Source organism: Streptomyces sp. CA-106110, assembly GCF_050936285.1.
Lineage (GTDB): Bacteria > Actinomycetota > Actinomycetes > Streptomycetales > Streptomycetaceae > Streptomyces.
The window spans coordinates 5,602,392-5,624,873 of record NZ_JBNJNB010000001.1; the positions used below are offsets into that span (position 1 = coordinate 5,602,392).

The following is a 22,482-nucleotide window of genomic DNA, read 5'->3' on the forward strand; positions in this document are numbered from 1 at the left end:
CCGGTCGGCCTTCGGTCGATGGGCTGGATCGTGTGGCGGGCGGCTGGCGGTCTGGCGCGCACGTGTCAGTGAGCCGGTTTCAGCGGCAGCAGGGCGCTGATGCGGAAGCCTCCTCCGGGGCGGGGGCCCGCGTCCAGGGTGCCGCCGACCATGCCCACACGCTCGCGCATGCCGATCAGTCCATGGCCCTGGCCGTCGATGCCGCCCTCCTCGTACAGCTCGTGCGGGGCGCCCTTGCCGTCGTCCTCGACGAGCAGGCCGAGGCCGTCGTCGAAGTACACCAGGCGCACGCTCGCACCCGTGTTGGGGCCCCCGTGCTTGCGCGTGTTGGTGAGCGCCTCCTGGACGATGCGGTACGCCGTGAGCTCCACGCCGCTGGGCAGCGGGCGCGGGGTCCCCTCCACCTTGAAGTCGACGGGCAGCCCCGCGCTGCGGCACTGCTCGACGAGCTCGTCGATCTGCCCGACGTCGGGCTGGGGAACGTACTCGCCGGCTTCCTTGTGCTCGCCGGTGCGCAGCACGCCGAGCAGGCGGCGCATCTCCGCGAGAGCCTGGCGGCCCGTTCCCGAGATCGTCTCCAGGGCCTTCTTCGCCTGCTCGGGGGCGGTGTCGAGCACGTAGGCGGCGCCGTCCGCCTGGACCACCATCACCGAGACGTTGTGGGCGACCACGTCGTGCAGCTCGCGGGCGATCCGCGCGCGCTCGGCGGCGACGGCCACCTTGGCCTGCGCCTCGCGCTCCTTCTCCAGCCGGGCGGCGCGCTCCTCCAGCTGGGCGAGATAGGCACGGCGGGTGCGCACGGAGTCGCCGAGGACCCAGGCGAGCGCGAACGGCACGCTCTGGAAGACGGCGATCGCCACATTGCTCAGGGGACTGGAGTGGTGCTGCGCCCAGCGTGCCTGTGCCAGGGGCCCGGCGAGCAGACCGCCGATCAGTCCGACGCGCGAGGCCCAGCCGGCGCCGTCCGCGGCGACCGTGTAGATGATCACGAGCATGGCGAAGTCGGCGACCATCGACTCCTGGTCCAGGGCCAGCTGGGCCACCCCCATGGCCGCCGCCACGATGAGCATCTTCTCGGGCATCCGGCGGCGGAGCGCGACGACCACGCACAGGACGGCCGAGATCGCGAGCCCCACCGGGAGCGACCCGTGGTGGTTCCGCGCCCCGTCGAGGTTCGTCAGGCTCACGCAGGAAAGCCCGAACAGGACCACGGCCCAGAAGCCGTCGACCCACGTGGGGTGTCTGCGGAGGAAGTCATAGAGGCCCTGCACGTAACCCAGCGTAGGGAAGCCCAGCGTGTGCGGGGTCAACCGGAGGGCCGATCCGGGGCGGACACGCGTACTCCGCAAGGTGGATGTCTTGTGATTCCGGTCGCTTAGGAACGGCTTTGGGCGCCGGGCGCGCGGGGTGCGCTCGGGACGCGTGCCGCACGCTCCGGGCGCGCGGCATGCCTCCCGGGCTCCCGGCGCGTGCCCGGACCGCACGCTCCCCGCGCATGGCCCGTCCGCACCCCGCCTAGCCTGAACGCGTGGCAGACAGAGGCGACGGCGAGTGGCGCGGATGGCGGGCGGCGGCCGAGGAGGCGCTGTACGGGGCGGACGGGTTCTACCGGCGGCCCGAGGGACCCGCGGGGCACTTCCGTACCTCCGTGCACGCCTCACCGCTCTTCGCCGCCGCCGTGGCCCGGCTGCTGTGCCGGGTCGACGAGGCGCTGGGACGGCCCGAGGAGCTCGCCTTCGTGGACATGGCGGCCGGCCGGGGCGAGCTGGTCACCGGCGTCCTCGACGCGCTGCCCCGCGAGGTCGCGGACCGCACTCGCGCGTGTGCCGTCGAGATCGCCGAGCGCCCCGAGGGCCTCGATTCCCGCATCGAATGGCTCGGCGAGCCCCCGGCGCGGATCGAGGGGCTGCTGTTCGCGAACGAGTGGCTGGACAACGTGCCGGTCGAGGTCGCGGAGGCCGGCGCCGACGGCGTGCCCCGGCTGGTCCTGGTACGCCAGGACGGTAGCGAGCGCCTCGGGGAGCCGGTCGCGGGCGCGGAGGCGCAGTGGCTGGAGCGCTGGTGGCCGCTGTCCGCCGAGGGGTGCCGCGCCGAGATCGGCCTCCCCAGGGACACCGTCTGGGCCGAGGCCGTCGCCACCCTGAACCGAGGGCTCGCCGTCGCCGTCGACTACGCGCACCGCACGGACGCCCGGCCGCCCTTCGGGACGCTCACCGGATTCCGCGCCGGCCGGGCGTGCGCGCCCGTACCCGATGGATCCTGCGACATCACCGCGCATGTGGCACTGGACGCGTGCGCCCTGCCGGGCGCACGCCTCATGACCCAGCGCGCCGCCCTGCGCGCTCTCGGTGTCAGTGGCGCACGTCCCCCGCTGGCCCTCGCGTCCACCCACCCGACGGCCTATGTGCACGCCCTCGCACAGGCCGGAACCGCCGCGGAACTGATCGCGCCCGGAGGCCTCGGCGACTTCGGCTGGCTGCTCCAGCCGGCCGGCGTCCCGGCCGCCCGTCTCGGGGAGCTATTTGTCGATGTCCCCGACCACGAAGAACATTGAGCCGAGGATGGCCACCATGTCGGCCACCAGCGTCCCCGGCAGCAGCTCGGTCAGCACCTGGATGTTGTTGTACGAGGCGGAGCGCAGCTTGAGCCGGTACGGGGTCTTGTCGCCCTTGCTGACCAGGTAGTAGCCGTTGATGCCGAGCGGGTTCTCGGTCCAGGCGTAGGTGTGGCCCTCGGGCGCCTTGAGCACCTTCGGCAGACGCTGGTTGACCGGCCCGGGCGGCAGGTCCGCCAGCCGGTCCAGGCAGGCGTCGGCCAGGTCGAGCGCGTTGTGCGTCTGCTCCAGGAGGCACTCGAAGCGGGCCAGGCAGTCCCCCTCCTGGCGGGTGACGACCTTCAGCGTGTCCTGGAGCTCCGGATAGGCCAGGTACGGCTCGTCGCGGCGCAGGTCGAAGTCCACACCGGAGGCTCGTGCGATCGGACCGCTCACGCCGTACGCGTGCACGGCCCGAGGCGACAGGACACCCACGCCCCGGGTGCGCCCCCGGAAGATCTCGTTGCCGAGCACCAGGTCGTCGAACCGGTCCATGCGCGAGCGCACCGCCGAGACGGCGGCACGCGCGCGTGCCGTCCAGCCCGCGGGCAGGTCCTCCTTGAGGCCGCCCACGCGGTTGAACATGTAGTGCATGCGCCCGCCGGAGATCTCCTCCATGACGCCCTGGAGTTCCTCGCGCTCCTGGAAGGCGTAGAACACCGGTGTGATGCCGCCCAGCTCCAGCGGGTACGAGCCGAGGAACATCAGATGGTTCAGGACCCGGTTCAGCTCCGCGAGGAGCGTGCGCATCCACACCGCGCGCTCGGGGACCTCCATCCCGAGCATCCGCTCGACGGCGAGGACCACGCCCAGCTCGTTCGAGAAGGCGGAGAGCCAGTCGTGGCGGTTGGCGAGGACGATGATCTGGCGGTAGTCACGCGCCTCGAACAGCTTCTCCGCACCGCGGTGCATATAGCCGACGACCGGCTCCGCGCGCAGGATGCGCTCACCGTCCAGCACGAGCTTCAGCCGCAGCACCCCGTGTGTGGACGGATGCTGGGGCCCGATGTTGAGCACCATGTCGGTGCTCTCCGCGGCACCGCCGATCCCGACCATGGTCTCCGTCGTAGGAGTCATGGACACAGTCTCTCGTACGTACGCTTGCGGCATGGAAACGGGGACTGCGGGGAGGGGCGGCGAGCCCGTCTGGACGGGGCTGCCGCCGGGACTGCTGCGGATGCGGCGACTGCTGCTGGTGGTGTGGCTGGGACTGCTGACGCCGGCCGTGGGGCTGCTCCTCGGTCTGCTCGCCGGGCCCCTCTGGGCGCTGTTCGCGCTCGTGCCGCTCGCCGCGCTGTGCTGGGGCTGGGTGCTGCTGGGCCGCAACTGGCGCTCCTGGCGCTACGCCGAGCGGGCCGACGACCTGCTGATCAGCCGGGGCGTGCTGTGGCGCGAGCAGACCGTGGTGCCGTACGGCCGCATGCAGCTGGTCGAGGTCACCTCCGGGCCGGTGGAGCGCCACTTCGGGCTGGCGAGCGTGCAGCTGCACACGGCCGCCGCCGCGACGGACGCCAGCATCCCGGGTCTCGACCCGGCGGAGGCGGAACGGCTGCGGGACCGGCTGACCGAGCTGGGCGAGGCCCGATCGGCCGGGCTGTGAGCGGGACCGCGGCCGGCCCCGCCATACCCGGCGGCCGGGAAGTCGCGGAGCGGCGGCTGCACCCGGTGACCCCGCTGCGGCGCGCCTGGGCGCCGGTCACCGTGGTCGCCGGCTGGGCCGCGCACGATCCCGGCCAGACCCGGCAGCAGCTGACGAGGCTGACCGGGACCACCGTCCTCATAGGCCTCGCGACACTCGTCCTGGCCGCCGCCCTTTACGGCTTCCTGAGCTGGTGGTTCACCCACTTCGCGGTGACCGAGACCGAACTGCGCATCCGCACGGGCCTGTTGTTCCGCCGCACGGCCCATATCCGGCTGGAGCGGCTGCAGGCCATCGACGTCACACAGCCGCTGCTGGCCCGCATCGCGGGCGTCGCCAAGCTCAAGCTCGACGTCATCGGCACGGACAAGAAGGACGAACTGGCATATCTCAGTCAGGGCGAGGCGCGTGCACTGCGGGCCGAACTCCTCGCCCGCGCTGCCGGTTTCGCACCCGAGACGGCACACGAGGTCGGCGAGGCGCCGTCCCGGGTGCTGGTGCACGTACCACCGCGCGTGCTGGCCGTCTCCCTGGTGCTCTCCGGTGCGACCTGGGTATCGCTGTTCGCCGCGCTCGTCGTGCCTCCGGTGCTGTGGTTCGTCACCCACAGCCTGTGGACGGTGTTCGCCGTCGGGCTGCCGCTGCTCGGCACGGCGGCCACCCGAAGCGCGGGACGGTTCGCCCAGGCCTACGACTGGACGGTGAGCGAATCGCCGGACGGGCTCCGTATCGACCACGGTCTGCTCGACCGCGCCCATGAGACCGTGCCACCGGGACGGGTGCAGACCGTACGCATCGTGGAGCCGCTGCTGTGGCGGCGGCGCGGCTGGGTCGAGGTCAGGCTGGACGTGGCGGGCTCCTCCAACTCGGTTCTCGTGCCGGTGGCCCCGCGCCCGATCGCGGAGGCGGTGATCGCCCAGGTGCTGCCCGGGGTGACCGTGCCCGCGTCGCTGTCCCGGCCGCCGCGCCGGGCGCGCTGGTGCGTTCCGCTGTGGTGGCGGGGCCACGGGCTCGCCGTCACCGACACGGTCTTCGCCGCCCGGCACGGACTACTGCGCCGGCATCTTGCCCTCGTACCGCATGCCAAGGTGCAGAGCGTGCGGCTCACCCAGGGGCCGTGGGAACGGCTCAGGAGGGTCGCCGACATCCATGTGGACACCGGCGCCGGCCAGACGGTCACGGCCCGTCTGCGGGACGCCGGGGAGGCCGCGGCGCTGCTGTCCGCGCAGGCCGACCGGTCGCGCACGGGGCGCCGTGACGCCCGGCCGGACCGGTGGATGGCCTCGTAGGCGAGGGCTCGCACGACGAGGGGCGGCGGCACATGGTGTGCCACCGCCCCTGGCGTGTGTGAGACCGGTGTCAGGAAGCCGCGGTGCGCAGCCCCTGGACGTCGATCTGCTCCGTCTCGTCGTGCGCCGTCAGATCGATGACCTGGCCGATGCCGCGGGCCTGCGGGTCCATGGCCTTGAAGCCGGACTCGGACTCCGCCTTGTGCATCGCGAGCGCCTCCTGGCCGACCACGTCCGCCAGGTCCTCGTTCTGCACGGACTCCAGCGACTCCCGCGACTTCTGCGTGCCGAAGAAGTCGAATCCGCCCTCGACGGCCGGGCGCCGCCGCGGGGCTGCCGGTACGACGGCCACGGCGGTCGGCACCGTGAAGTGGCCGGAGGCGTGCGGGGGCCTGGCAGGCTGGGGCTGCTGCGCGGTCGGGGCGGCGGCGTGCTCCGGGCCGGCGACGGCCGCGGGCTTCCCCTCGGCCTCGACCGCCTCCGCGGAACCGCCCTCCTTGGCGGCGGACGCGGGGGCCTCGGGCGCGGCGTTCGGCTTCCTGCCGCCTCCGTTGCCGGGCCCGTCCTCCGGGGGAGATGCCTTGGCGGTCGCCTTGCGGCCGGCACTGCGCGGGGCGGACTCCGGCGTCCGGCCGGGCTGGGCGTCGCCGGTGACGACGGCCGGCTCGGCTGCTTCGCCGTCCTGCGCGGCGCCGTCCGCCTGTGCCTCGTCGTCGCCCGCCGGATCGGTGCCGGCAGCCTGCGTCTCGTCCTCTTCGGCGTCGGACCCGGAGGCGTCGGGCTCGGAAGCGCCGGACTCCTCCTGCGCCTCGGCCTTGCCCTTGATCAGACGCACCAGCGCCGAGTCGGCCCGCATGAAGAGCGAGGAGCCCTCCGGCGAGAACACCCGGGCGGCCGACGGCTCGGCGTCCTCGGCCACCGCGGCCGACGGTTCGGCGTCCACCGCGGCGGCGTCCCCGGCACCCGCGGCGACCAGGTCCTCGGCTTCGTCGGGCGTCTCCTGCTCGGCAGGGGGCTTCGGCTCCGCCGCGGGCAGCGCCTTCGCGGGGCTCGTCGTCTCGATGGCCAGCAGCCGGCGGCCCTCCAGGGCGCTGGCGCGCTCCGTCTCCGCGGTGGCGTACCGGCGCAGCAGTGAGGCGTGCTCGTTGCGCAGATTGGCCAGTTCCGTGCGCTTGGCCCGCAGCTTCTGCTCCAGCTTGGTGCGCAGCTCACGCGATTCGTCGAGGTCGGTCTCCAGTTCGGCGACCCGCTCCTCATGGCGCCACTCGTCGCTCGCCCGCGCGCGCGTGAGGTCGGCGACGCGTTTGCCCGCGGCCAGATCCCAGCGGCGCATGACGACCGAGCCCACGGCCGTCGTCGCCGCGGCACCCGCGGCCAGCCCACGGAGCACCAGCGGCTCCGTGAACAGCCAGGGCCCGACGGCGCAGACGACCGAGACACCGGCGATCACCGAAGGAGGCAGGAGCCTGTGCAAGGGCGGAGAATGGCGGTGACGTCCACGTGGCATGGCCAGAAACTTACCGCGCGTAGGCGAATGATGGTGGCCCGCGTGGTAAAAACACGGCCACTGCGAACTCTTCACGCCGTCCCACGGCCTCCGGAAAGGCATCGGCGGCCGCCGAATCCGGCAGAAAGCCAATCCCGCGCATCCCCTTCGGGCCCGGGCACGGGACGGCCGGCGACCGGCACCGCCCGCCCTGCCAGGCCCGCCGGGCCCCCTTCGGCACTCTGGTCGTGCCCTCCGAATACGGGGAAGCGGCCCTGATACGGGGAAGCGGCCTTGCAAGATCATTTCTTGCCGGACGCTTATCACGATCTCCGTCCCGGCTTCCGCCGCCGGGTAAAGGAACTCGACGGCCCCCGCCCGGAAAAGCGCCCGCCCTGGGCGACATCGAAGGGCACCGCTCCCCGGCGGTACCGGTCCCCTTCGGATTGCCGCGAAATCCGGGCGGCGCGGCCGGGCCGTTCAGCTGCTACCGGTCGCTGAGCCGCCCGCTCAGCCACTGCAGCGCCGCCGGGATCTCCCGCCGCCAAGTGTTGAAGTTGTGGCCGCCGCTGTCGAGGATGATCGACGAGATCCGGGTCAGCTTCCTGGCCTGCACCTGCTGTATGAACCTGACCGTGGACCTGTAGTCCTTCTCCCCGGCCTTGCTGCTGGTGACGAGCAGTGAGGTGTCGGGGGCCGGCAGGTGCTTGAGGCACCAGAACAGGTCGGCGCGGTTGCGCAGGTCGTCGTTGCCGTGGAAGAGGTCGCCCGTGGTCGGGTCGATCGGGGCCTTGTAGTACGGCGACAGCCCCGCCCCGGCGGCGTACGCGTCCGGGTGGTGCATCGCGAGCTTCAGCGCGCAGTAGCCGCCCGTGGAGTCGCCGATGACGCCCCAACTGCCGGGCCGCCTGCCCACCCTGTAGTGGGCCGCGACCGCGTCGGGGAGGTCCTTGGCGAAGAAGGTCTCGGTCTGCGGTCCCCCCGGGACGTCCACGCACTCCGTGTCCCTGGGCGGCGCCACCGTCGGCCGCATCATCACCAGGATCATCGGCTGCATCCTGCCGTTCTTGGCCAGCTCGTGCGCCGTCTGCGGGTAGTGCAGCCCCTTGATGAGCGCCTCCGCCGTACCCGGGTAACCGGTGAGCACCACCGCGGCGGGAAAGGTCCGGGTGCGGTACTGCGGCTGGAAGTACTCGGGCGGCAGGTACACGAAGGCAGGCGAGGCGATATGGGTCGTACGGCCCACGATGTCCACCTGCTGGACCTCACCGCCGTCCTGCGTCCGCGCCCCGCCCGGCACGGCCACCTGCCGTGTGTCGATCACCCGGAGAGGACCACCGCTCGCCCCCGACGCGCCGTGGTCGACCACCACACCCTGCTCGTTCTCCTGCCCGAACAGATCCGCCCAGCCCGCGTAGAACCCGAAGGCCTGATTGGCGCCCAGCCCGACCGACGCGAAGACCATCAGCTGGGTGGCGAACAGCAGACCGACCCGTCCGGTGACGGCCCGCCAGTTCCGGTGCGCCAGCCGCGGCCAGTACCAGACCGTGCCGGCGAACAGCAGCACGGCGAGTACGACCGCCAGTGCCAGCACTTTGTTGCTCGTGAGACCCATGAGCCTTTCCTTGCCCGCGCTTTCCGTCCGCTCGGGTTTCGCTACGCCTTCGCGCGGGCTTGCCCGGGACTTTCCTTCGGCTTTGAACCGGCTTTGCGATGGGGAGTGAACCTCTCTCCCCAAGACACCGTCCTAGAGGGCGCAATGTCGCCGGATGCCCCGATCGGCACCGGACTCAAGGTCTCTCGCAGAACTACGGGATGCGATGTCTGTCAGGATAGATGGGGAAAAGTCGGGTGAGGTTCCGAAGCGGTCCCTGGTGCGGCGCATAGTGCGTGGCCCTCGCCCGGAAGCCGTTCCCGCGCTGATCGCCAGGGCCTGCGCACTCGTGGGAGTCCTGGACGTCGCCGCGGGCGTCTTCCCGCGCTTCCGGCACAGCCGCATGCACCGCATGGCCGAGGTCCTGCCGGGCTCGCTCGGTCCCTTCGCCGCTGCCCTGTCGCTGAGCGCCGGAGTCCTCCTGCTGCTCCTCGCACACGGACTGCGGCGCCGCAAACGCCGCGCCTGGCGTGCGGCCGTGGGGCTCCTTCCGGCGGGTGCCGTGGCCGAGTACGTCTACCGCCACTCGGTCATCGGCGTGGTCATCTCGCTGTTGCTGTTGCTGCCGCTGGTGCGCCACCGGGACGAGTTCGCGGCGCTGCCCGACCCGCGCAGCCGCTGGCGGGCGCTCGCCAACTTCGTCCTCATGGGCGCCGGTTCCCTGAGCCTCGGCCTGATCATCGTCAGCGCCCACCCGCACCGCATGGTGGGCAACCCCAGCCTGGCCGACCGCATCGAGCACGTCCTGTACGGCATGTTCGGCTTCGAGGGCCCGGTCGACTACACCGGCAACACCTCCTGGACGGTGGGCTTCTCGCTCGGCGCGCTGGGACTGCTGACCGCGGTCACCACGATCTACCTGGCCTTCCGTCCCGAGCATCCGGCCGCCCGGCTCACCGAGGAGGACGAGGTACAGCTGCGCGCCCTGCTCGAGAAGCACGGCGGACGCGACTCGCTCGGCCACTTCGCGCTCCGCCGCGACAAGGCGGTCGTCTTCTCGCCGAGCGGCAAGGCGGCGGTGACCTACCGGGTCGTGTCGGGCGTGATGCTGGCCAGCGGCGACCCGATCGGCGACGTGGAGGCATGGCCCGGAGCCATCGAGCGCTTCATGGACGAGGCCAAGGCCCACTCCTGGACCCCGGCCGTCATGGGCTGCTCGGAGACAGGCGGCGAGGTGTGGACCCGCGAGACCGGCCTGGACGCCCTCGAACTGGGTGACGAGGCGGTGGTGGACGTCGCGGATTTCTCCCTCTCCGGCCGCGCGATGCGCAACGTGCGCCAGATGGTGAAGCGCATCGAGCGCGCCGGTTACGAAACCCGGGTACGGCGCATCCGTGACCTCGGCGAGGGCGAACTGGAGCGCATACGGCGGGCCGCCGAGGACTGGCGCGGCACGGACACCGAGCGCGGCTTCTCGATGGCACTCGGCCGCATCGGCGACCCGTCCGACGGCGACTGCCTGATCGCCACGGCCCACAAGGCCGACGCGGAGGCGGGCCCGTACGGTGATCTGAAGGCCGTCCTGCACTTCGTCCCGTGGGGCACGGACGGGGTCTCCCTGGACCTGATGCGCCGCGACCGCTCGGCGGACCCGGGCATGAACGAACTGCTGATCGTGGCCGCGCTCCACGCCGCCCCCAAGCTGGGCATCGCCCGTGTCTCCCTCAACTTCGCGATGTTCCGCTCGGCACTGGCCCGCGGCGAGAAGATCGGCGCGGGTCCGGTGCTGCGGGCGTGGCGGGGGCTGCTGGTCTTCCTCTCCCGCTGGTTCCAGATCGAGTCCCTGTACAAGTTCAACGCCAAGTTCCAGCCCCGCTGGGAGCCGCGTTTCGTGGTGTACGCCTCCTCCAGCGACCTGCCGCGCATCGGCCTCGCGGCCATGCAGGCGGAGGGCTTCGTGAACCTGGCCCTGCCCCGCCTCCTGCGCCGTACGACCCCGGCTCCGCGCCCCTGCGCCCACCACCACGTCGCCGAACACGGAGTCGGCGCCGCAAGCCGCGCCTGACGGAACCGCACCGACCGGGCGCCGCAATCGGAGGCGGCCCCGAACCGGCAGAGGTGTCGCCAGCCCTGACGGAACCTGCCCACCGACCGGCCCCGTCCGGGTCCGGCCTCCCAGCGGGACTGGCCAAGCCGCCACCGCAGGCGGCGCCCGACCGAACCAGGCAGAAGCCGTCACCGCGAGCCGCGCCTGGCCGAAGCGGGCCGATTCGGCGCCACGAGCAACACCCGGCCCAACCGGGCCACGAGCGGCGGCCCCCATCTCGCTCAAGCCTCCAGCCGAGACGGGTAAAGCCGGCCGCCACAAGCGGCACCTGACCGAACCAGGCAGAAACCGCCACCGCTGCCCGCGCCTGACCGAACCAGGCGGAGCCGCCACCGCAGCCGGACTTGACCGAACCGTCCCCGCGAGCAACACCCGGCCGAACCGAGCAGAGACACCGCCACAAGCAGGCCCGGCCCCACCGCACCGAGTCGCCTCCGCAAGCCGCCCCTGACGGAACCCGCTCACCGAGCGACCCCCGTCCCGGTCCGTCCCGTCCGGTCGCCAAGGCCGACCAGTTCGAGCCAAGTCCTCAACCCCCAGGCCGGAGTCCCCCGCTCGGGCAGCGGCATCTCGACCCCGGCCCGCCCCGCCAGGCCCTCCGTCCGACGGACCCGCCCGTGCTCCCCCGCCGGTCCGCGGGGCCCGTGACCGGTCGGTGAGCCGAGCGGGAGGCCCCGGGGGCCTACGCTGAACGTATGAGCACGAAGACCGGGCGGGGCCACGTGGCGGGCCTTCCGACATGGGACCGCTGCGCGGTCATGGGGGTCGTCAACGTCACCCCCGACTCCTTCTCCGACGGCGGACGCTGGTTCGACACCACCGCCGCCGTCAAGCGCGGCCTCGACCTGGTCACCGAGGGGGCAGACCTCATAGACGTAGGCGGCGAGTCCACCCGCCCGGGCGCCACCCGCGTCGACGAGGCCGAGGAGCTCAGGCGCGTCATCCCCGTCGTCCGCGGACTCGCCTCCGAGGGCGTCACGGTCTCCGTCGACACCATGCGTGCCTCGGTCGCCGAAAAGGCCCTCGCCGCCGGTGCCGCACTCGTCAACGACGTCAGCGGCGGCCTCGCCGACCCCGCCATGATCGAGGTCGTCGCCGCCGCCCGCGCCCCCTTCGTGGTCATGCACTGGCGCGGCTTCCTGGAGGGCGGCAACGTCAAGGGCGTCTACGAGGACGTGGTCGCCGAAGTCGTCGACGAGCTGCACGCGCGCGTGGAGGCAGTCCTGGAGGGCGGCATCGCCCCCGACCGGATCGTCGTCGACCCCGGCCTCGGCTTCTCCAAGGACGCCGGGCACGACCTGACCCTGATCGCCCACCTGGACCGTCTGCACGGCCTCGGCCACCCCCTGCTGGTGGCCGCGTCCCGCAAGCGCTTCCTCGGCCGGGTACTGGCCGGCCCCGAGGGCGCCCCGCCACCTGCGCGCGAGCGCGACGCCGCCACGGCCGCGGTCTCCGCGCTCGCCGCACACGCCGGCGCATGGGCCGTGCGCGTGCACGAGGTGCGCGCGACGGCGGACGCCGTGCGCGTCGCACGCGCCATCGAAGGAGCCCGGTGAGCACAGCCCACACGGATATCGAGCAGGTCGAGCAGGCCAACACCGCCTTCTACGAGGCGATGGAGCGAGGCGACTTCGAAGAGGTGTCCTCGCTCTGGCTCTCGCCCTCCGACCTGGGAGTCGACGAGGCGTACCACGATCCGGCGGACACCGGAGTGATCTCCTGTGTACACCCCGGCTGGCCGGTTCTGACCGGTCGCGGCGAGGTCCTGAGGTCGTACGCGCTGATCATGGCGAACACCGACTACATCCAGTTCTTCCTCACGGACGTCCATGTCTCCGTCACCGGCGACACCGCCCTGGTGACCTGCACCGAGAACATCCTCAGCGGAGGCCCGGCCCCGGAGGACGGCGACGAGCTCGGACCGCTCGTCGGCCAGCTGGTCGTCGCGACCAATGTGTTCCACCGCACACCCGACGGCTGGAAACTCTGGTCGCACCACGCCTCGCCCGTCCTGACCGAATCCGCCGAGGAAGAAGAGGACGAGTCCCCTTCCTGAGGGGGTGGCTGCCACGCCGGAGTGGGTAGGCGGCAGATAGTGGCGGGAATCACCTACTCCTGGGTATTCGTGGCTACCAACCCGTAAGCCACCGCGTTCCCCAGGGGAAACACCGGATGAACCCTCCTCCCAGTCACCGGGGCGCGCGCTCCGGGAGCCGGAGCTGACCGTGTCCGCAGGTAGATTCCTTCCAGGCCGGTGTTCCGACCCCACCCGGTGAGCACCTGCCGCTACCGACGATTGCAGGAGTGATTCGCGTGGATCGTGTCGCGCTGCGCGGCCTGAAGGCCCGCGGGCACCACGGCGTCTTCCCCAAGGAACGCGAGGAAGGCCAGACCTTCATCGTGGACCTCATCCTCGGCCTGGACACCCGGCCGGCAGCGGCCGACGACGACCTGACCAAGACCGTGCACTACGGTGTCGTGGCGGAAGAGGTCGTCGCCCTGGTCGAGGGAGAGCCCGTCGACCTGCTCGAGACGCTGGCCGAGCGCATCGCCTTCTCCTGCCTCAAGCACGCCCCGGTACTGGAGGTCGAGGTCTGCGTCCACAAACCGGACGCACCGATCGCGGTCCCCTTCGACGACGTGACCGTGACCATCACCAGGAGCCGAGTATGACCGCATTCATCACCTGGGGTCAGAGCGACCCGACAGTCCAGCCGGTACCCGCCTCCGTGGTGCAGCGCGTGGACGCCGCCGACACCACCCTGCAGAACCCCAAGCGCGCCGTGATCTCGCTGGGGTCCAACCTGGGCAACCGCCTGGAGACCCTCCAAGGCGCCATCGACGCCTTCGAGGACACCCCGGGCGTCCGCGTCAAGGCGGTCTCGCCGGTGTACGAGACGGAGCCGTGGGGCGTGGCGCCGGGCAGCCAGCCAGCGTACTTCAACGCGGTGGTCGTCGTGAAGACGACCCTGCCGCCCTCCTCCCTCCTCGAGCGCGCACACGCCGTGGAGGAGGCGTTCCACCGGGTCCGCGACGAGCGCTGGGGCGCACGGACCCTGGACGTGGACATCATCGCGTACGCGGAGCACGTCTCCGACAACCCGGTGCTGACGCTCCCCCACCCGCGCGCCCACGAGCGGGCGTTCGTCCTCGCCCCCTGGCACGACCTCGACCCCGGGGCGCAGCTGCCCGGCCGCGGCCCGGTGGCCGACCTGCTCGCCGTCGTCACCCGCGAGAGCGTCATCCCCCGCGCCGACCTGGAACTCCGGCTGCCCGAGTAGTCGTTAAGGTCTACCGGGCGGGGATATCTCTCCGCGCCCCGACCGAGTACGGCCGAGTGCCGGGCTGACGAAGGGACATCGTGAGAGAGCTGCGCATCAGGACGCTGGCAGCGGTGTTCGTGGTGGCCGGAGTGCTGTCCTGGGCGGCCGCCCGCCTGTGGAACGCGGTGGGAACGCTGCCCCGGGTCCCCCTGGCCGCGCCCATCGTCCTCGCCCTGATCGCCGTGGTCCTGCTGGCCACGGCGCTTTCGCTCCGCAGCCGCCTCAAGGCCCAGCGGGAACGCCGCCCGGGAGCCAAGGGCGTCGAGCCGCTGATGGCGGCCCGGGCCGTCGTCTTCGGTCAGGCGAGCGCCCTCGTGGCGTCCCTGGTCGCCGGCATGTACGGCGGTACGGGCGTCTTCCTGCTGGAGTCCCTCGACCTCCCCACCCGCCGCGACCAGGCCATCTACGCCGGCCTCTCGGTCGTGGCCGGAATCGCCGTCATAGCGGCGGCCTTCTTCCTCGAACGGGTCTGCAAACTCCCGGAGGACGACGAACACGACGGAGGAACGGCGTCGGTCACCTGAGCCGCGGCGCGACGGCGACGGTCAGCGCGCCATGATGAGGCTCATCGCCTCGTTCCGGGTCGCCGCATCGCGGAGCTGACCGCGTACGGCCGAAGTGATCGTCTTCGCACCGGGCTTGCGGATGCCGCGCATCGACATGCACATGTGCTCGCACTCGACCACGACGATCACACCGCGCGGCTCGAGTATCTCCATCAGGGAGTCGGCGATCTGCGTCGTCAGCCGCTCCTGCACCTGGGGCCGGCGCGCGAACACGTCCACGAGCCGGGCCAGCTTGGACAGACCCGTGATCTTGCCGCTGGTGGCCGGGATGTACCCGACATGCGCGACGCCCCTGAACGGCACGAGATGGTGCTCACACGTGGAGAACACCTCAATGTCCTTCACGAGCACCATCTCGTCGTGACCGAGGTCGAACGTCGTCGTCAGGACGTCCTCGGGCTTCTGCCACAGTCCCGCGAATATCTCCCGGTACGCCCGGGCCACCCTGCCCGGCGTCTCCCGCAGTCCCTCTCGGTCCGGGTCCTCCCCGACCGCGATGAGCAATTCGCGGACGGCGTTCTCCGCGCGCTTCTCGTCGAACTCGCCGATCGTGCCTTCGCCGTCCAGCGTCACCGGGTCGGTCATGTGGTGCCTCGTTCCTGCGACTGTGACGCGCACGGATCACGCGTCTCATGTGCGACCTTGGGGAAATGCCGCGCCCCCCAGGCTAGAACCCTGGGGGGCGCGGCTGAAATTCCGGGCCTGTGAGCCCGTCGGAGGGCTGTGAGTCAGCTCTCTCGGCGGTCTTCCGGGGCCTTCTCCGTGGAGAGCGGCTCCGACGCGGTGATCGCCGGGCTGGCGCCGTTGGCCCCGTTCGTCAGTGCGAGCTCCCTCGGGGAGAGCACCGGCGGGCGGGTGGACGGCGTGCGGCGCGAGGAACCCGTCCAGGCAGGCCGCGGCGGGCGCTTGACGATCGGGGCGAAGATCTCGGCGATCTCCTCCTTGCCCAGCGTCTCCTTCTCCAGCAGGGCGAGGACGAGGTTGTCGAGGACGTCGCGGTTCTCGACCAGGATCTCCCAGGCCTCGTTGTGCGCGTTCTCGATGAGCTTCTTGACTTCCTCGTCCACCAGCGCGGCGACCTCTTCCGAGTAGTCGCGCTGGTGAGCCATCTCACGTCCCAGGAACGGCTCGGTGTTGTCGCCACCGAACTTGATCGCGCCGAGACGCTCGGTCATGCCGTACTGCGTGACCATCGAGCGGGCCGTGGACGTGGCCTTCTCGATGTCGTTCGCGGCACCGGTGGTGGGGTCGTGGAAGACGAGTTCCTCGGCCGCGCGGCCGCCCAGCATGTAGGCCAGCTGGTCCAGCATCTCGTTGCGGGTCGTGGAGTACTTGTCCTCGTCCGGGAGCACCATCGTGTAGCCGAGCGCACGGCCCCGGGACAGGATCGTGATCTTGTGGACCGGGTCGGAGTTCGGCGAGGCCGCCGCGACCAGGGCGTGGCCGCCCTCGTGGTACGCGGTGATCTTCTTCTCCTTGTCCGACATGATCCGGGTCCGCTTCTGCGGGCCCGCGACCACGCGGTCGATCGCCTCGTCCAGCATCTGGTTGTCGATCAGCTTGCGGTCGCTGCGGGCCGTCAGCAGCGCCGCCTCGTTCAGCACGTTCGACAGGTCCGCGCCGGTGAAGCCCGGGGTGCGGCGGGAGACGGCCGACAGGTCGACGTCCGGAGCGACCGGCTTGCCCTTCTGGTGGACCTTGAGGATCTCCAGCCGACCCTGCATGTCCGGGCGGTCGACGGCGATCTGCCGGTCGAAGCGGCCAGGGCGCAGCAGCGCCGGGTCGAGGATGTCGGGGCGGTTCGTGGCGGCGATGAGGATCACGCCGCCCTTCACGTCGAAGCCGTCCATCTCGACGAGCAGCTGGTTCAGGGTCTGCTCGCGCTCGTCGTGACCGCCGCCGAGGCCGGCGCCGCGGTGGCGGCCGACCGCGTCGATCTCGTCGACGAAGACGATCGCCGGGGCGTTCGCCTTGGCCTGCTCGAACAGGTCACGGACCCGGGAGGCACCGACACCGACGAACATCTCGACGAAGTCGGAACCCGAGATCGAGTAGAAGGGGACGCCCGCCTCGCCTGCCACGGCACGTGCGAGCAGCGTCTTACCGGTACCGGGAGGCCCGTACAGGAGCACACCCTTGGGGATCTTGGCGCCGACGGCCTGGAACTTGGCCGGCTCCTGGAGGAACTCCTTGATCTCCTGGAGCTCCTCGACAGCCTCGTCCGCGCCCGCGACGTCCGCGAAGGTCGTCTTCGGGGTGTCCTTGGTGATGAGCTTCGCCTTGGACTTCCCGAAGTTCATGACCCGGGAGCCGCCGCCCTGCATCTGGTTCATCAGGAACAGGAAGACGACCACGATGAGGACGAAGGGCAGCAGGGAGAGCAGGATCCCGACGAAGGGGTTCTGCTTGGACGGAGCGACCGTGTAGCCGTCCGGGATCTGCTTGTGCTCGTACTTGTCCTGCAGGGAGTTGGCCAGGTTCACGCCCTGGTCGCCGATGTAGCTCGACTGGATCTTGGAGCTGCCATCGACTTTCACGCCGTCCTTGAGCGAGACCTTGACGATCTGCTCGTCGCCGGTGGTCAGCTTGGCCGACTGGACCTTGTTCTGATTGATCGCCGCCACAACTTGGCCGGTGTCCACCGTCTTGTAGCCGCCAGAGGAGCCGACGACCTGCATCAACACGACCACGGCAAGGACGGCCAGCACGATCCACATGACCGGCCCACGGAAGTATCGCTTCACGTCCATCCATACGGAGCGGTGCCGCCCCGTCCCTCCTGCCATAGTGAGTTTGATAAAGACAGTTCTTCTGACGGTACCCCAGGATTGTCACCCGAAGCCGCAGGGGACCTCTGGCATACCGTCCACGCATGCTCCAACGGCGAGAGAGCCGCTGGGGTTCCCGAACGTCCACGAACGACCGCGACCCGGGGGTCGCGGTCACCGCGAGGAGGCCGGGCCCCGGAAGCTCAGCCGCCGTATACGTGGGGCGCGAGCGTACCGACGAATGGAAGATTGCGGTACTTCTCGGCGTAGTCGAGTCCGTATCCCACGACGAATTCGTTCGGGATGTCGAATCCGACCCACTCGACTTCGATGGCGACCTTGGCGGCATCCGGCTTGCGCAGCAGCGTGCACACCTTGAGGGAGGCGGGCTCGCGCGAGCCGAGGTTGGAGATCAGCCAGGACAGGGTCAGACCGGAGTCGATGATGTCCTCGACGATCAGGACGTGCCTGCCCTTGATGTCGGTGTCGAGGTCCTTGAGGATCCGTACGACGCCGGAGGACTGGGTGCCCGCGCCGTAGGAGGACACCGCCATCCAGTCCATGGTGAGGGGGGTGGACAGCGCCCGGGCGAGGTCGGCCATGACCATCACCGCGCCCTTGAGGACACCGACGATCAACAGGTCCTTGCCCGCGTACTCCGCGTCGATCTTCGCGGCCAGCTCGGCCAGCTTCGCGTCGATCTCTTCCTTGGTGATGAGCACCTGCTGGAGGTCGGCACCCATGTCTTTCGCGTCCACCCGCATCACTTTCGGTCGTCCCGCACTTGTCGCCCGCTCGCCTCCGGGGTGCGGCTGCCGCCGTCGGCGGCCGGCCGTTATCCGGGCGTCCGCGCCGCAGCAGCAGCCTGTCGGCTGCGGCCCGCGCGGTCTGGGCGAGCTCTCCCATTCGACAGCGGCGCGCCCCTTCGGCTCGCTCGCGCGGCTGACCGGAACCGCCCCGAAGGGGCGACCGGGCGCCTCCCGCAGGAGGCGTGTTCTCAGCCTTGCCGAATCACCAGTCTGCCACCCTGCCGCTGAGCGACCACTTTGCCCGGGAGATTGATGGCCCCTTGGCCGCGCCAGCCGGTGATCAGGCGGTCGACCTCCTCGATGTGGCGGGCGAAGAGGGAGCCGGCCGGCGCGCCTGCCTCGATGGCGGCGCGGCGCAGGATCCGGCGGCGCACGGCGGGGGGCAGCGCGTAGAGCTTGGCGCACTCCAGGAGGCCGGAGGCGTCGCGCACGGAGGTCTCGACCTGGCGGGCCCAGGCGTCGAGGGCGTCGGCGTCGTCGCGGGAGAGCTGAGCCGTCCGGGCGAGAGCTTCGACGACACCCTTGCCGAGCGCCTTCTCGAGAGCCGGCAGGCCTTCGTGGCGGAGGCGGGAGCGCGTGTACGCGGGGTCGGTGTTGTGCGGGTCGTCCCACACGGGCAGCGACTGGGCCATGCAGGCCTTGCGGGCGGTCTGCCGGTCGAGGTGCAGGAAGGGGCGGCGGTAGCGGCCGCCGGCCCCCGAGACCGCAGCCATTCCGGACAGCGAACGGATGCCGGAGCCCCGCGCGAGGCCGAGCAGCACGGTCTCGGCCTGGTCGTCGCGGGTGTGTCCGAGGAGGATCGCGGCGGCGCGGTGGCGCGCGGCGGCGGCGTCCAGGGCGGCGTAGCGGGCGTCGCGGGCGGCCGCTTCGGGGCCGCCTTCGCGGCCGACGCTGACGGCGATGGACTCGACCGGGGCCAGACCGAGTTCACGCAGGCGCAGGACGACCTCGTCCGCGCGTAGGTCGGAGCCCGGCTGCAGACCGTGGTCGACGGTGATGCCACCGGCGCGGACGCCGAGCTTGGGGGCCTCGAAGGCGAGGGCGGAGGCGAGCGCCATGGAGTCGGCGCCGCCCGAGCACGCGACGAGCACGAGCGGCGCACGGCGCTCGTGGTGCGGCCGGTCGCCGCTGTTCAGTTCGGTGAGGACGTCGTGTAGGACGCGGCGGACCGCCAGGCGTATCGCCGCGACCGCAGGATGGGGACCCATGTCCGGTTCCCTTCTGAAATTTTCGGGGGATGAGCCCGAGCCGGTCACTCAGAGTGTGTCGATGGTGACAGAAACGGGCGGTTCCCCGAGCATTGCACGCCTACGCATGCCTCACGGTCCCTCGGACGGGTGATTGGCGAGGCGTTCACCTGCCGAAGGCCGGATTCGTCTCACTACCCTCGTGTCGGCCTCACGACTCCGCCTTGCGGTGCACCCGCGCGACCCAGTCCGCCGGTGTGGAGATCTCCGCCTTGGTCGGAAGCGTGTTCGGAGAGGTCCACACACGGTTGAACCCGTCCATGCCGACCTGCTCGACGACCGCCCGCACGAACCGCTCGCCGTCGCGGTACTGCCTCAACTTGGCGTCGAGGCCCAGGAGTTTGCGCAGGGCCAGGTCGAGACGGGAGGCGCCTTTGGCGCGGCGCTGCTGGAACTTCTCGCGGATCTCGGCGACGGACGGGACGACGTCCGGGCCGACGCCGTCCATCACGAAGTCGGCGTGACCCTCCAGGAGGGACATGACGGCGGTCAGCCGGCCGAGGATCTCCCGCTGGGCGGGCGTCTGCACGAGCTCCACGAAGGAATGCCCGTCGTCGTCCTCCTCGCCCTCCGGGCGGCCCCCGGCGAGGGACTGGGCGGCCTCCCTGATGCGCTCCAGGACCGTCATGGGGTCGATCTCGGTCTGCTCCAGGAAGGACTGGATTTCACCCTCGAGGTGATCGCGCAGCCAGGGCACCGCGGTGAACTGCGTGCGGTGCGTCTCCTCGTGCAGGCAGACCCAGAGCCGGAAGTCGTGGGGGTGCACGTCGAGTTCGCGCTCCACGTGCACGATGTTCGGCGCGACCAGCAGGAGGCGGCCGCCGCCGTTCTCACCCGCGGGCAGATCGCGGGTGTCGGGGGCGAACGTCTCGTACTGGCCGAGGACACGGGAGGACAGGAACGACAGGAGCATGCCCAGCTCCACGCCGGTGACCTTGCCTCCGACGGCGCCCAGGACGGCTCCACCGGGGGTGTTGCCGCGGCGCTCCTGCATCTTGTCCAGAAGGGGTTTGAGGATCTCCCTGAACCCGGCGACGTTCGCCCGGACCCACCCGGGGCGGTCGACGACGAGGACGGGAGTGTCGTGCGTGCCCTCCTCGCCCATACGAGTAAAGCCCCGGACATGTTCCTCCGAGGCCTTCGCATGTCGGCGCAGCTCCGCGACGACGGCACGGGCCTCGTCACGGCTCACCTCGGGGCCCGGCCGCACGAGCCGGGTCGCGGTCGCCACCGCGAGATTCCAGTCGACCATCTCGGCACCACCGATGCTCGTCATGCGTCAACGGTACGTGCTCGTGCGCGAGTGCGGTGAGGCCACGGCACCGACGCAGGTCCGGTGCGGGGTCGGTGGGACCGCTGATGCCGCTGTTACCGGCAGCCGCAACCCGCCAGTGCAGCGGCCACGCGGTCGAGTGCCGCCCTCGCCGCCGTCTGGTCCATCGAGCCGTCCGTCAGGAACGCGAACGCCAGCAGTCGGCCGTCGACGTCGACCAGCGTCCCGGCAAGCGTGTTGACGCCGGTCAGGGAGCCCGTCTTGGCGCGTACGACGCCGATTCCCGACCGTTGCGCGGCGTCCTCGTAGCGGTCGCTCAGGGTGCCCGTGAAGCCGGCCACCGGCAGCCCCGTCAGGACCGTGCGCAGCTCGGGGTGGGAGGTGGAGCCGGCGGTCGCCAAAAGGGCCGTCAGCAGGTCCGCCGAGAGCTTGTCCGCGCGATTCAGGCCGCTGCCGTCGTGGAACTGCCCACCCTTGAGTGGCAGCGCCAGCTTCTTCAGCTGGGCGGCGATCGCGGCCGCGCCCCCGTCGAAGCTCGGCCTGCCCCCGGTGGCGAGGGCAGTCTGCCGGGCGAGGGCCTCGGCGATGTCGTTGTCGCTGTTGGTGAGCATCCGCTCGACCACGGCCGACAGCGGGGGCGACTGCACCGAGGCGAGGGGCTGCGCGCGGGACGTGGCCTTCGCCTGGGAGGCACCGGGGCCAGACGTGCGAATGCCACGGTCGCGCAGCAGACCGGCGAACGTGCGAGCCGCGTCACCCGCCGGGTCCGTGCCTCGCGGCGCCGGCCCGCTGGTGGAGTTGTCCGCGCGGCCCTCGTCCGCCGTCAGGGCGGTGACCGGCGCGAGATTGGGGTTGGCCCCGATCTCGTGCACCGCCTCGCCGGTGAACAGGGAGGCGTCGTAGGAGAGGGTCACCGAGGCCAGGTGGCGCTTCTTCAGCGCGGCGGCCGTCGCGTCGGCGAGCGTGCGCAGGCTCGCCCAGCCGCCCGCGTCGTCCTTGCGGGCGGTCAGGGTCGGATCGCCACCGCCCACCAGCACCACGGTGTCCTTGCCCGGCTCCAGCACGGTGCGGGTGGTCAGACGGTGGTCGGGGCCCGCCGCGGAGAGGACGGCGACGGCCGTGGCGATCTTCGTGGTGGACGCGGGGGTCAGCGCGTCGTCCGCGCCCTTGCCGTACAGGCGTTTGCCGGTGGCCACGTCGACCACGACGGCGGTGCGCCGGCTGCCGAGGGAGTGGTCGTCAAGGAGCTTGTCGAGGACCGCGGTCAGGCTCGTCGCGAACGGGGCGGACTTGGTGGTGTTCGCGGCGGTGCCGAGACCGGCAAGCACGGGCGCGGCACTCGGCGCGGGAGGGGGTGCGTCGGCCGCCGTACCGGAATTACGTGCGTGATCTGCACCACCCTGGCGACCCCACGCCGCGGCGCGGTCACGCTCGGCCGTACGCTGACCCGAGGAGTCCCAGGGACCGGCAGCGGTCGCGGCCCCGGCCGCGAGCGCGAGGCCCACGGTGGCGGCGACGGCCGTCAGCTGTGGGGCCGTAAGCCCCCCAGAGCCCGGGCCCACGGCGCGCGCGACCCGCGTGACGTGCGGTTTCACCGCCCCGGGGAGCCGGGTAGCACGCGGCCGCACGGCCTCGCCGATCCGCTGCGCACGGGGTCCCACGACCTGGCCCATGCGCGCGAGGCGCGGTCTCACGGCCCGGGCGACCCGCGCGAGATGCGGTCGCGCGGCCCGCCAAGCCCTCAGCTCCGGCACGACCACCAGCCCCTTTCGCGATCACACACCTGCG

19 protein-coding genes are annotated in these 22,482 nt (G+C 71.5%); 9 read left to right on the forward strand and 10 right to left on the reverse strand.

Annotated features, from left to right (window positions below; all coding sequences use genetic code 11):
- Positions 1–65 precede the first annotated feature (65 nt).
- Positions 66–1,271 (reverse strand): sensor histidine kinase, encoded by a 1,206-nt coding sequence (locus ACQEXA_RS25745; RefSeq protein WP_432930940.1) that lies wholly within the window; start codon positions 1,269–1,271, stop codon positions 66–68.
- A gap of 257 nt (positions 1,272–1,528) precedes the next feature.
- Between ACQEXA_RS25745 and ACQEXA_RS25750 the strand changes: the two genes are divergently transcribed.
- Positions 1,529–2,554 (forward strand): SAM-dependent methyltransferase, encoded by a 1,026-nt coding sequence (locus ACQEXA_RS25750; protein WP_432930938.1) that lies wholly within the window; start codon positions 1,529–1,531, stop codon positions 2,552–2,554.
- Here ACQEXA_RS25750 and ACQEXA_RS25755 read toward each other — a convergent pair.
- Positions 2,519–3,670 carry an NADH-quinone oxidoreductase subunit D gene (locus ACQEXA_RS25755; protein ID WP_359394746.1) on the reverse strand — a complete coding sequence of 384 codons (1,152 nt, stop codon included), beginning with the start codon at positions 3,668–3,670 and terminating at the stop codon, positions 2,519–2,521. The two genes, ACQEXA_RS25750 and ACQEXA_RS25755, sit on opposite strands and share 36 nt — an antisense overlap.
- Before the next feature lie 31 nt (positions 3,671–3,701).
- On the opposite strand from ACQEXA_RS25755, the gene ACQEXA_RS25760 reads away from it, so the two are divergent.
- Together ACQEXA_RS25760 and ACQEXA_RS25765 are read left to right on the forward strand one after the other, a co-directional pair.
- Positions 3,702–4,193, forward strand: coding sequence for a PH domain-containing protein (locus ACQEXA_RS25760; RefSeq protein WP_432930935.1), 492 nt, complete (start codon positions 3,702–3,704; stop codon positions 4,191–4,193).
- Positions 4,190–5,521 (forward strand): PH domain-containing protein, encoded by a 1,332-nt coding sequence (locus ACQEXA_RS25765; protein ID WP_432930933.1) that lies wholly within the window; start codon positions 4,190–4,192, stop codon positions 5,519–5,521. Before ACQEXA_RS25760 ends, ACQEXA_RS25765 begins: the two co-directional genes overlap by 4 nt.
- Before the next feature lie 70 nt (positions 5,522–5,591).
- Here ACQEXA_RS25765 and ACQEXA_RS25770 read toward each other — a convergent pair whose 3' ends face one another.
- Positions 5,592–7,028, reverse strand: coding sequence for a hypothetical protein (locus ACQEXA_RS25770; protein ID WP_432930932.1), 1,437 nt, complete (start codon positions 7,026–7,028; stop codon positions 5,592–5,594).
- A gap of 466 nt (positions 7,029–7,494) precedes the next feature.
- Positions 7,495–8,622 carry an alpha/beta hydrolase gene (locus ACQEXA_RS25775; RefSeq protein WP_433131141.1) on the reverse strand — a complete coding sequence of 376 codons (1,128 nt, stop codon included), beginning with the start codon at positions 8,620–8,622 and terminating at the stop codon, positions 7,495–7,497.
- 205 nt (positions 8,623–8,827) lie between these two features.
- Between ACQEXA_RS25775 and ACQEXA_RS25780 the strand changes: the two genes are divergently transcribed.
- The 6 genes from ACQEXA_RS25780 (at position 8,828) to ACQEXA_RS25805 (ending at position 14,555) form a co-directional block, all read left to right on the forward strand.
- The gene (locus tag ACQEXA_RS25780) at positions 8,828–10,666 is read left to right on the forward strand and encodes a phosphatidylglycerol lysyltransferase domain-containing protein (RefSeq protein WP_432930928.1); all 1,839 of its coding nucleotides are present in this window, start codon (positions 8,828–8,830) and stop codon (positions 10,664–10,666) included.
- Between the two features lie 737 nt (positions 10,667–11,403).
- On the forward strand, positions 11,404–12,264 hold the full coding sequence (gene folP, locus ACQEXA_RS25785; protein WP_432930926.1) for a dihydropteroate synthase: 861 nt from the start codon (positions 11,404–11,406) through the stop codon (positions 12,262–12,264).
- On the forward strand, positions 12,261–12,764 hold the full coding sequence (locus ACQEXA_RS25790; protein ID WP_432930924.1) for a nuclear transport factor 2 family protein: 504 nt from the start codon (positions 12,261–12,263) through the stop codon (positions 12,762–12,764). Before folP ends, ACQEXA_RS25790 begins: the two co-directional genes overlap by 4 nt.
- A gap of 257 nt (positions 12,765–13,021) precedes the next feature.
- Positions 13,022–13,381, forward strand: a complete 360-nt coding sequence (folB, locus tag ACQEXA_RS25795) for a dihydroneopterin aldolase (RefSeq protein WP_432930922.1) — start codon at positions 13,022–13,024, stop codon at positions 13,379–13,381.
- Positions 13,378–13,989: a 2-amino-4-hydroxy-6-hydroxymethyldihydropteridine diphosphokinase gene (folK, locus tag ACQEXA_RS25800; RefSeq protein WP_433131143.1), complete on the forward strand. Its 612-nt coding sequence runs from the start codon at positions 13,378–13,380 to the stop codon at positions 13,987–13,989. The genes folB and folK overlap by 4 nt, the downstream gene beginning before the upstream one ends.
- A gap of 80 nt (positions 13,990–14,069) precedes the next feature.
- Complete coding sequence (locus tag ACQEXA_RS25805; RefSeq protein ID WP_432930920.1) at positions 14,070–14,555, forward strand: DUF3180 domain-containing protein; 486 nt, start codon at positions 14,070–14,072, stop codon at positions 14,553–14,555.
- A gap of 21 nt (positions 14,556–14,576) precedes the next feature.
- On the opposite strand, the gene folE is transcribed toward ACQEXA_RS25805, so the two are convergent.
- From folE to dacB, 6 genes are all read right to left on the reverse strand, one after another.
- A complete protein-coding gene (folE, locus tag ACQEXA_RS25810) occupies positions 14,577–15,182 on the reverse strand; it encodes a GTP cyclohydrolase I FolE (protein ID WP_432930919.1) in 606 nt (201 codons plus the stop codon).
- Between the two features lie 143 nt (positions 15,183–15,325).
- On the reverse strand, positions 15,326–17,347 hold the full coding sequence (gene ftsH, locus ACQEXA_RS25815; protein ID WP_432930918.1) for an ATP-dependent zinc metalloprotease FtsH: 2,022 nt from the start codon (positions 17,345–17,347) through the stop codon (positions 15,326–15,328).
- 221 nt (positions 17,348–17,568) lie between these two features.
- A complete protein-coding gene (gene hpt, locus ACQEXA_RS25820; RefSeq protein ID WP_359394722.1) occupies positions 17,569–18,129 on the reverse strand; it encodes a hypoxanthine phosphoribosyltransferase in 561 nt (186 codons plus the stop codon).
- A 233-nt stretch (positions 18,130–18,362) separates the two neighbouring features.
- Positions 18,363–19,382 (reverse strand): tRNA lysidine(34) synthetase TilS, encoded by a 1,020-nt coding sequence (tilS, locus tag ACQEXA_RS25825; protein WP_432930917.1) that lies wholly within the window; start codon positions 19,380–19,382, stop codon positions 18,363–18,365.
- A gap of 190 nt (positions 19,383–19,572) precedes the next feature.
- Positions 19,573–20,697 carry a zinc-dependent metalloprotease gene (locus ACQEXA_RS25830; protein ID WP_432930916.1) on the reverse strand — a complete coding sequence of 375 codons (1,125 nt, stop codon included), beginning with the start codon at positions 20,695–20,697 and terminating at the stop codon, positions 19,573–19,575.
- 92 nt (positions 20,698–20,789) lie between these two features.
- Positions 20,790–22,454, reverse strand: coding sequence for a D-alanyl-D-alanine carboxypeptidase/D-alanyl-D-alanine endopeptidase (gene dacB / locus ACQEXA_RS25835; RefSeq protein WP_432930915.1), 1,665 nt, complete (start codon positions 22,452–22,454; stop codon positions 20,790–20,792).
- Positions 22,455–22,482 lie beyond the last annotated feature (28 nt).

What these genes read in the sequence shown, in the direction of transcription:
- ACQEXA_RS25755 (WP_359394746.1), bottom strand. Translation starts at nt 3,670, where the DNA reads ATGACTCCTACGACGGAGACCATGGTCGGGATCGGCGGTGCCGCGGAG.
- ACQEXA_RS25760 (WP_432930935.1), top strand. Translation starts at nt 3,702, where the DNA reads ATGGAAACGGGGACTGCGGGGAGGGGCGGCGAGCCCGTCTGGACGGGG.
- ACQEXA_RS25770 (WP_432930932.1), bottom strand. Translation starts at nt 7,028, where the DNA reads ATGCCACGTGGACGTCACCGCCATTCTCCGCCCTTGCACAGGCTCCTG.
- ACQEXA_RS25775 (WP_433131141.1), bottom strand. Translation starts at nt 8,622, where the DNA reads ATGGGTCTCACGAGCAACAAAGTGCTGGCACTGGCGGTCGTACTCGCC.
- ACQEXA_RS25780 (WP_432930928.1), top strand. Translation starts at nt 8,828, where the DNA reads ATGTCTGTCAGGATAGATGGGGAAAAGTCGGGTGAGGTTCCGAAGCGG.
- folP (WP_432930926.1), top strand. Translation starts at nt 11,404, where the DNA reads ATGAGCACGAAGACCGGGCGGGGCCACGTGGCGGGCCTTCCGACATGG.
- folK (WP_433131143.1), top strand. Translation starts at nt 13,378, where the DNA reads ATGACCGCATTCATCACCTGGGGTCAGAGCGACCCGACAGTCCAGCCG.
- folE (WP_432930919.1), bottom strand. Translation starts at nt 15,182, where the DNA reads ATGACCGACCCGGTGACGCTGGACGGCGAAGGCACGATCGGCGAGTTC.
- ftsH (WP_432930918.1), bottom strand. Translation starts at nt 17,347, where the DNA reads ATGGACGTGAAGCGATACTTCCGTGGGCCGGTCATGTGGATCGTGCTG.
- hpt (WP_359394722.1), bottom strand. Translation starts at nt 18,129, where the DNA reads ATGCGGGTGGACGCGAAAGACATGGGTGCCGACCTCCAGCAGGTGCTC.
- tilS (WP_432930917.1), bottom strand. Translation starts at nt 19,382, where the DNA reads ATGGGTCCCCATCCTGCGGTCGCGGCGATACGCCTGGCGGTCCGCCGC.
- ACQEXA_RS25830 (WP_432930916.1), bottom strand. Translation starts at nt 20,697, where the DNA reads ATGACGAGCATCGGTGGTGCCGAGATGGTCGACTGGAATCTCGCGGTG.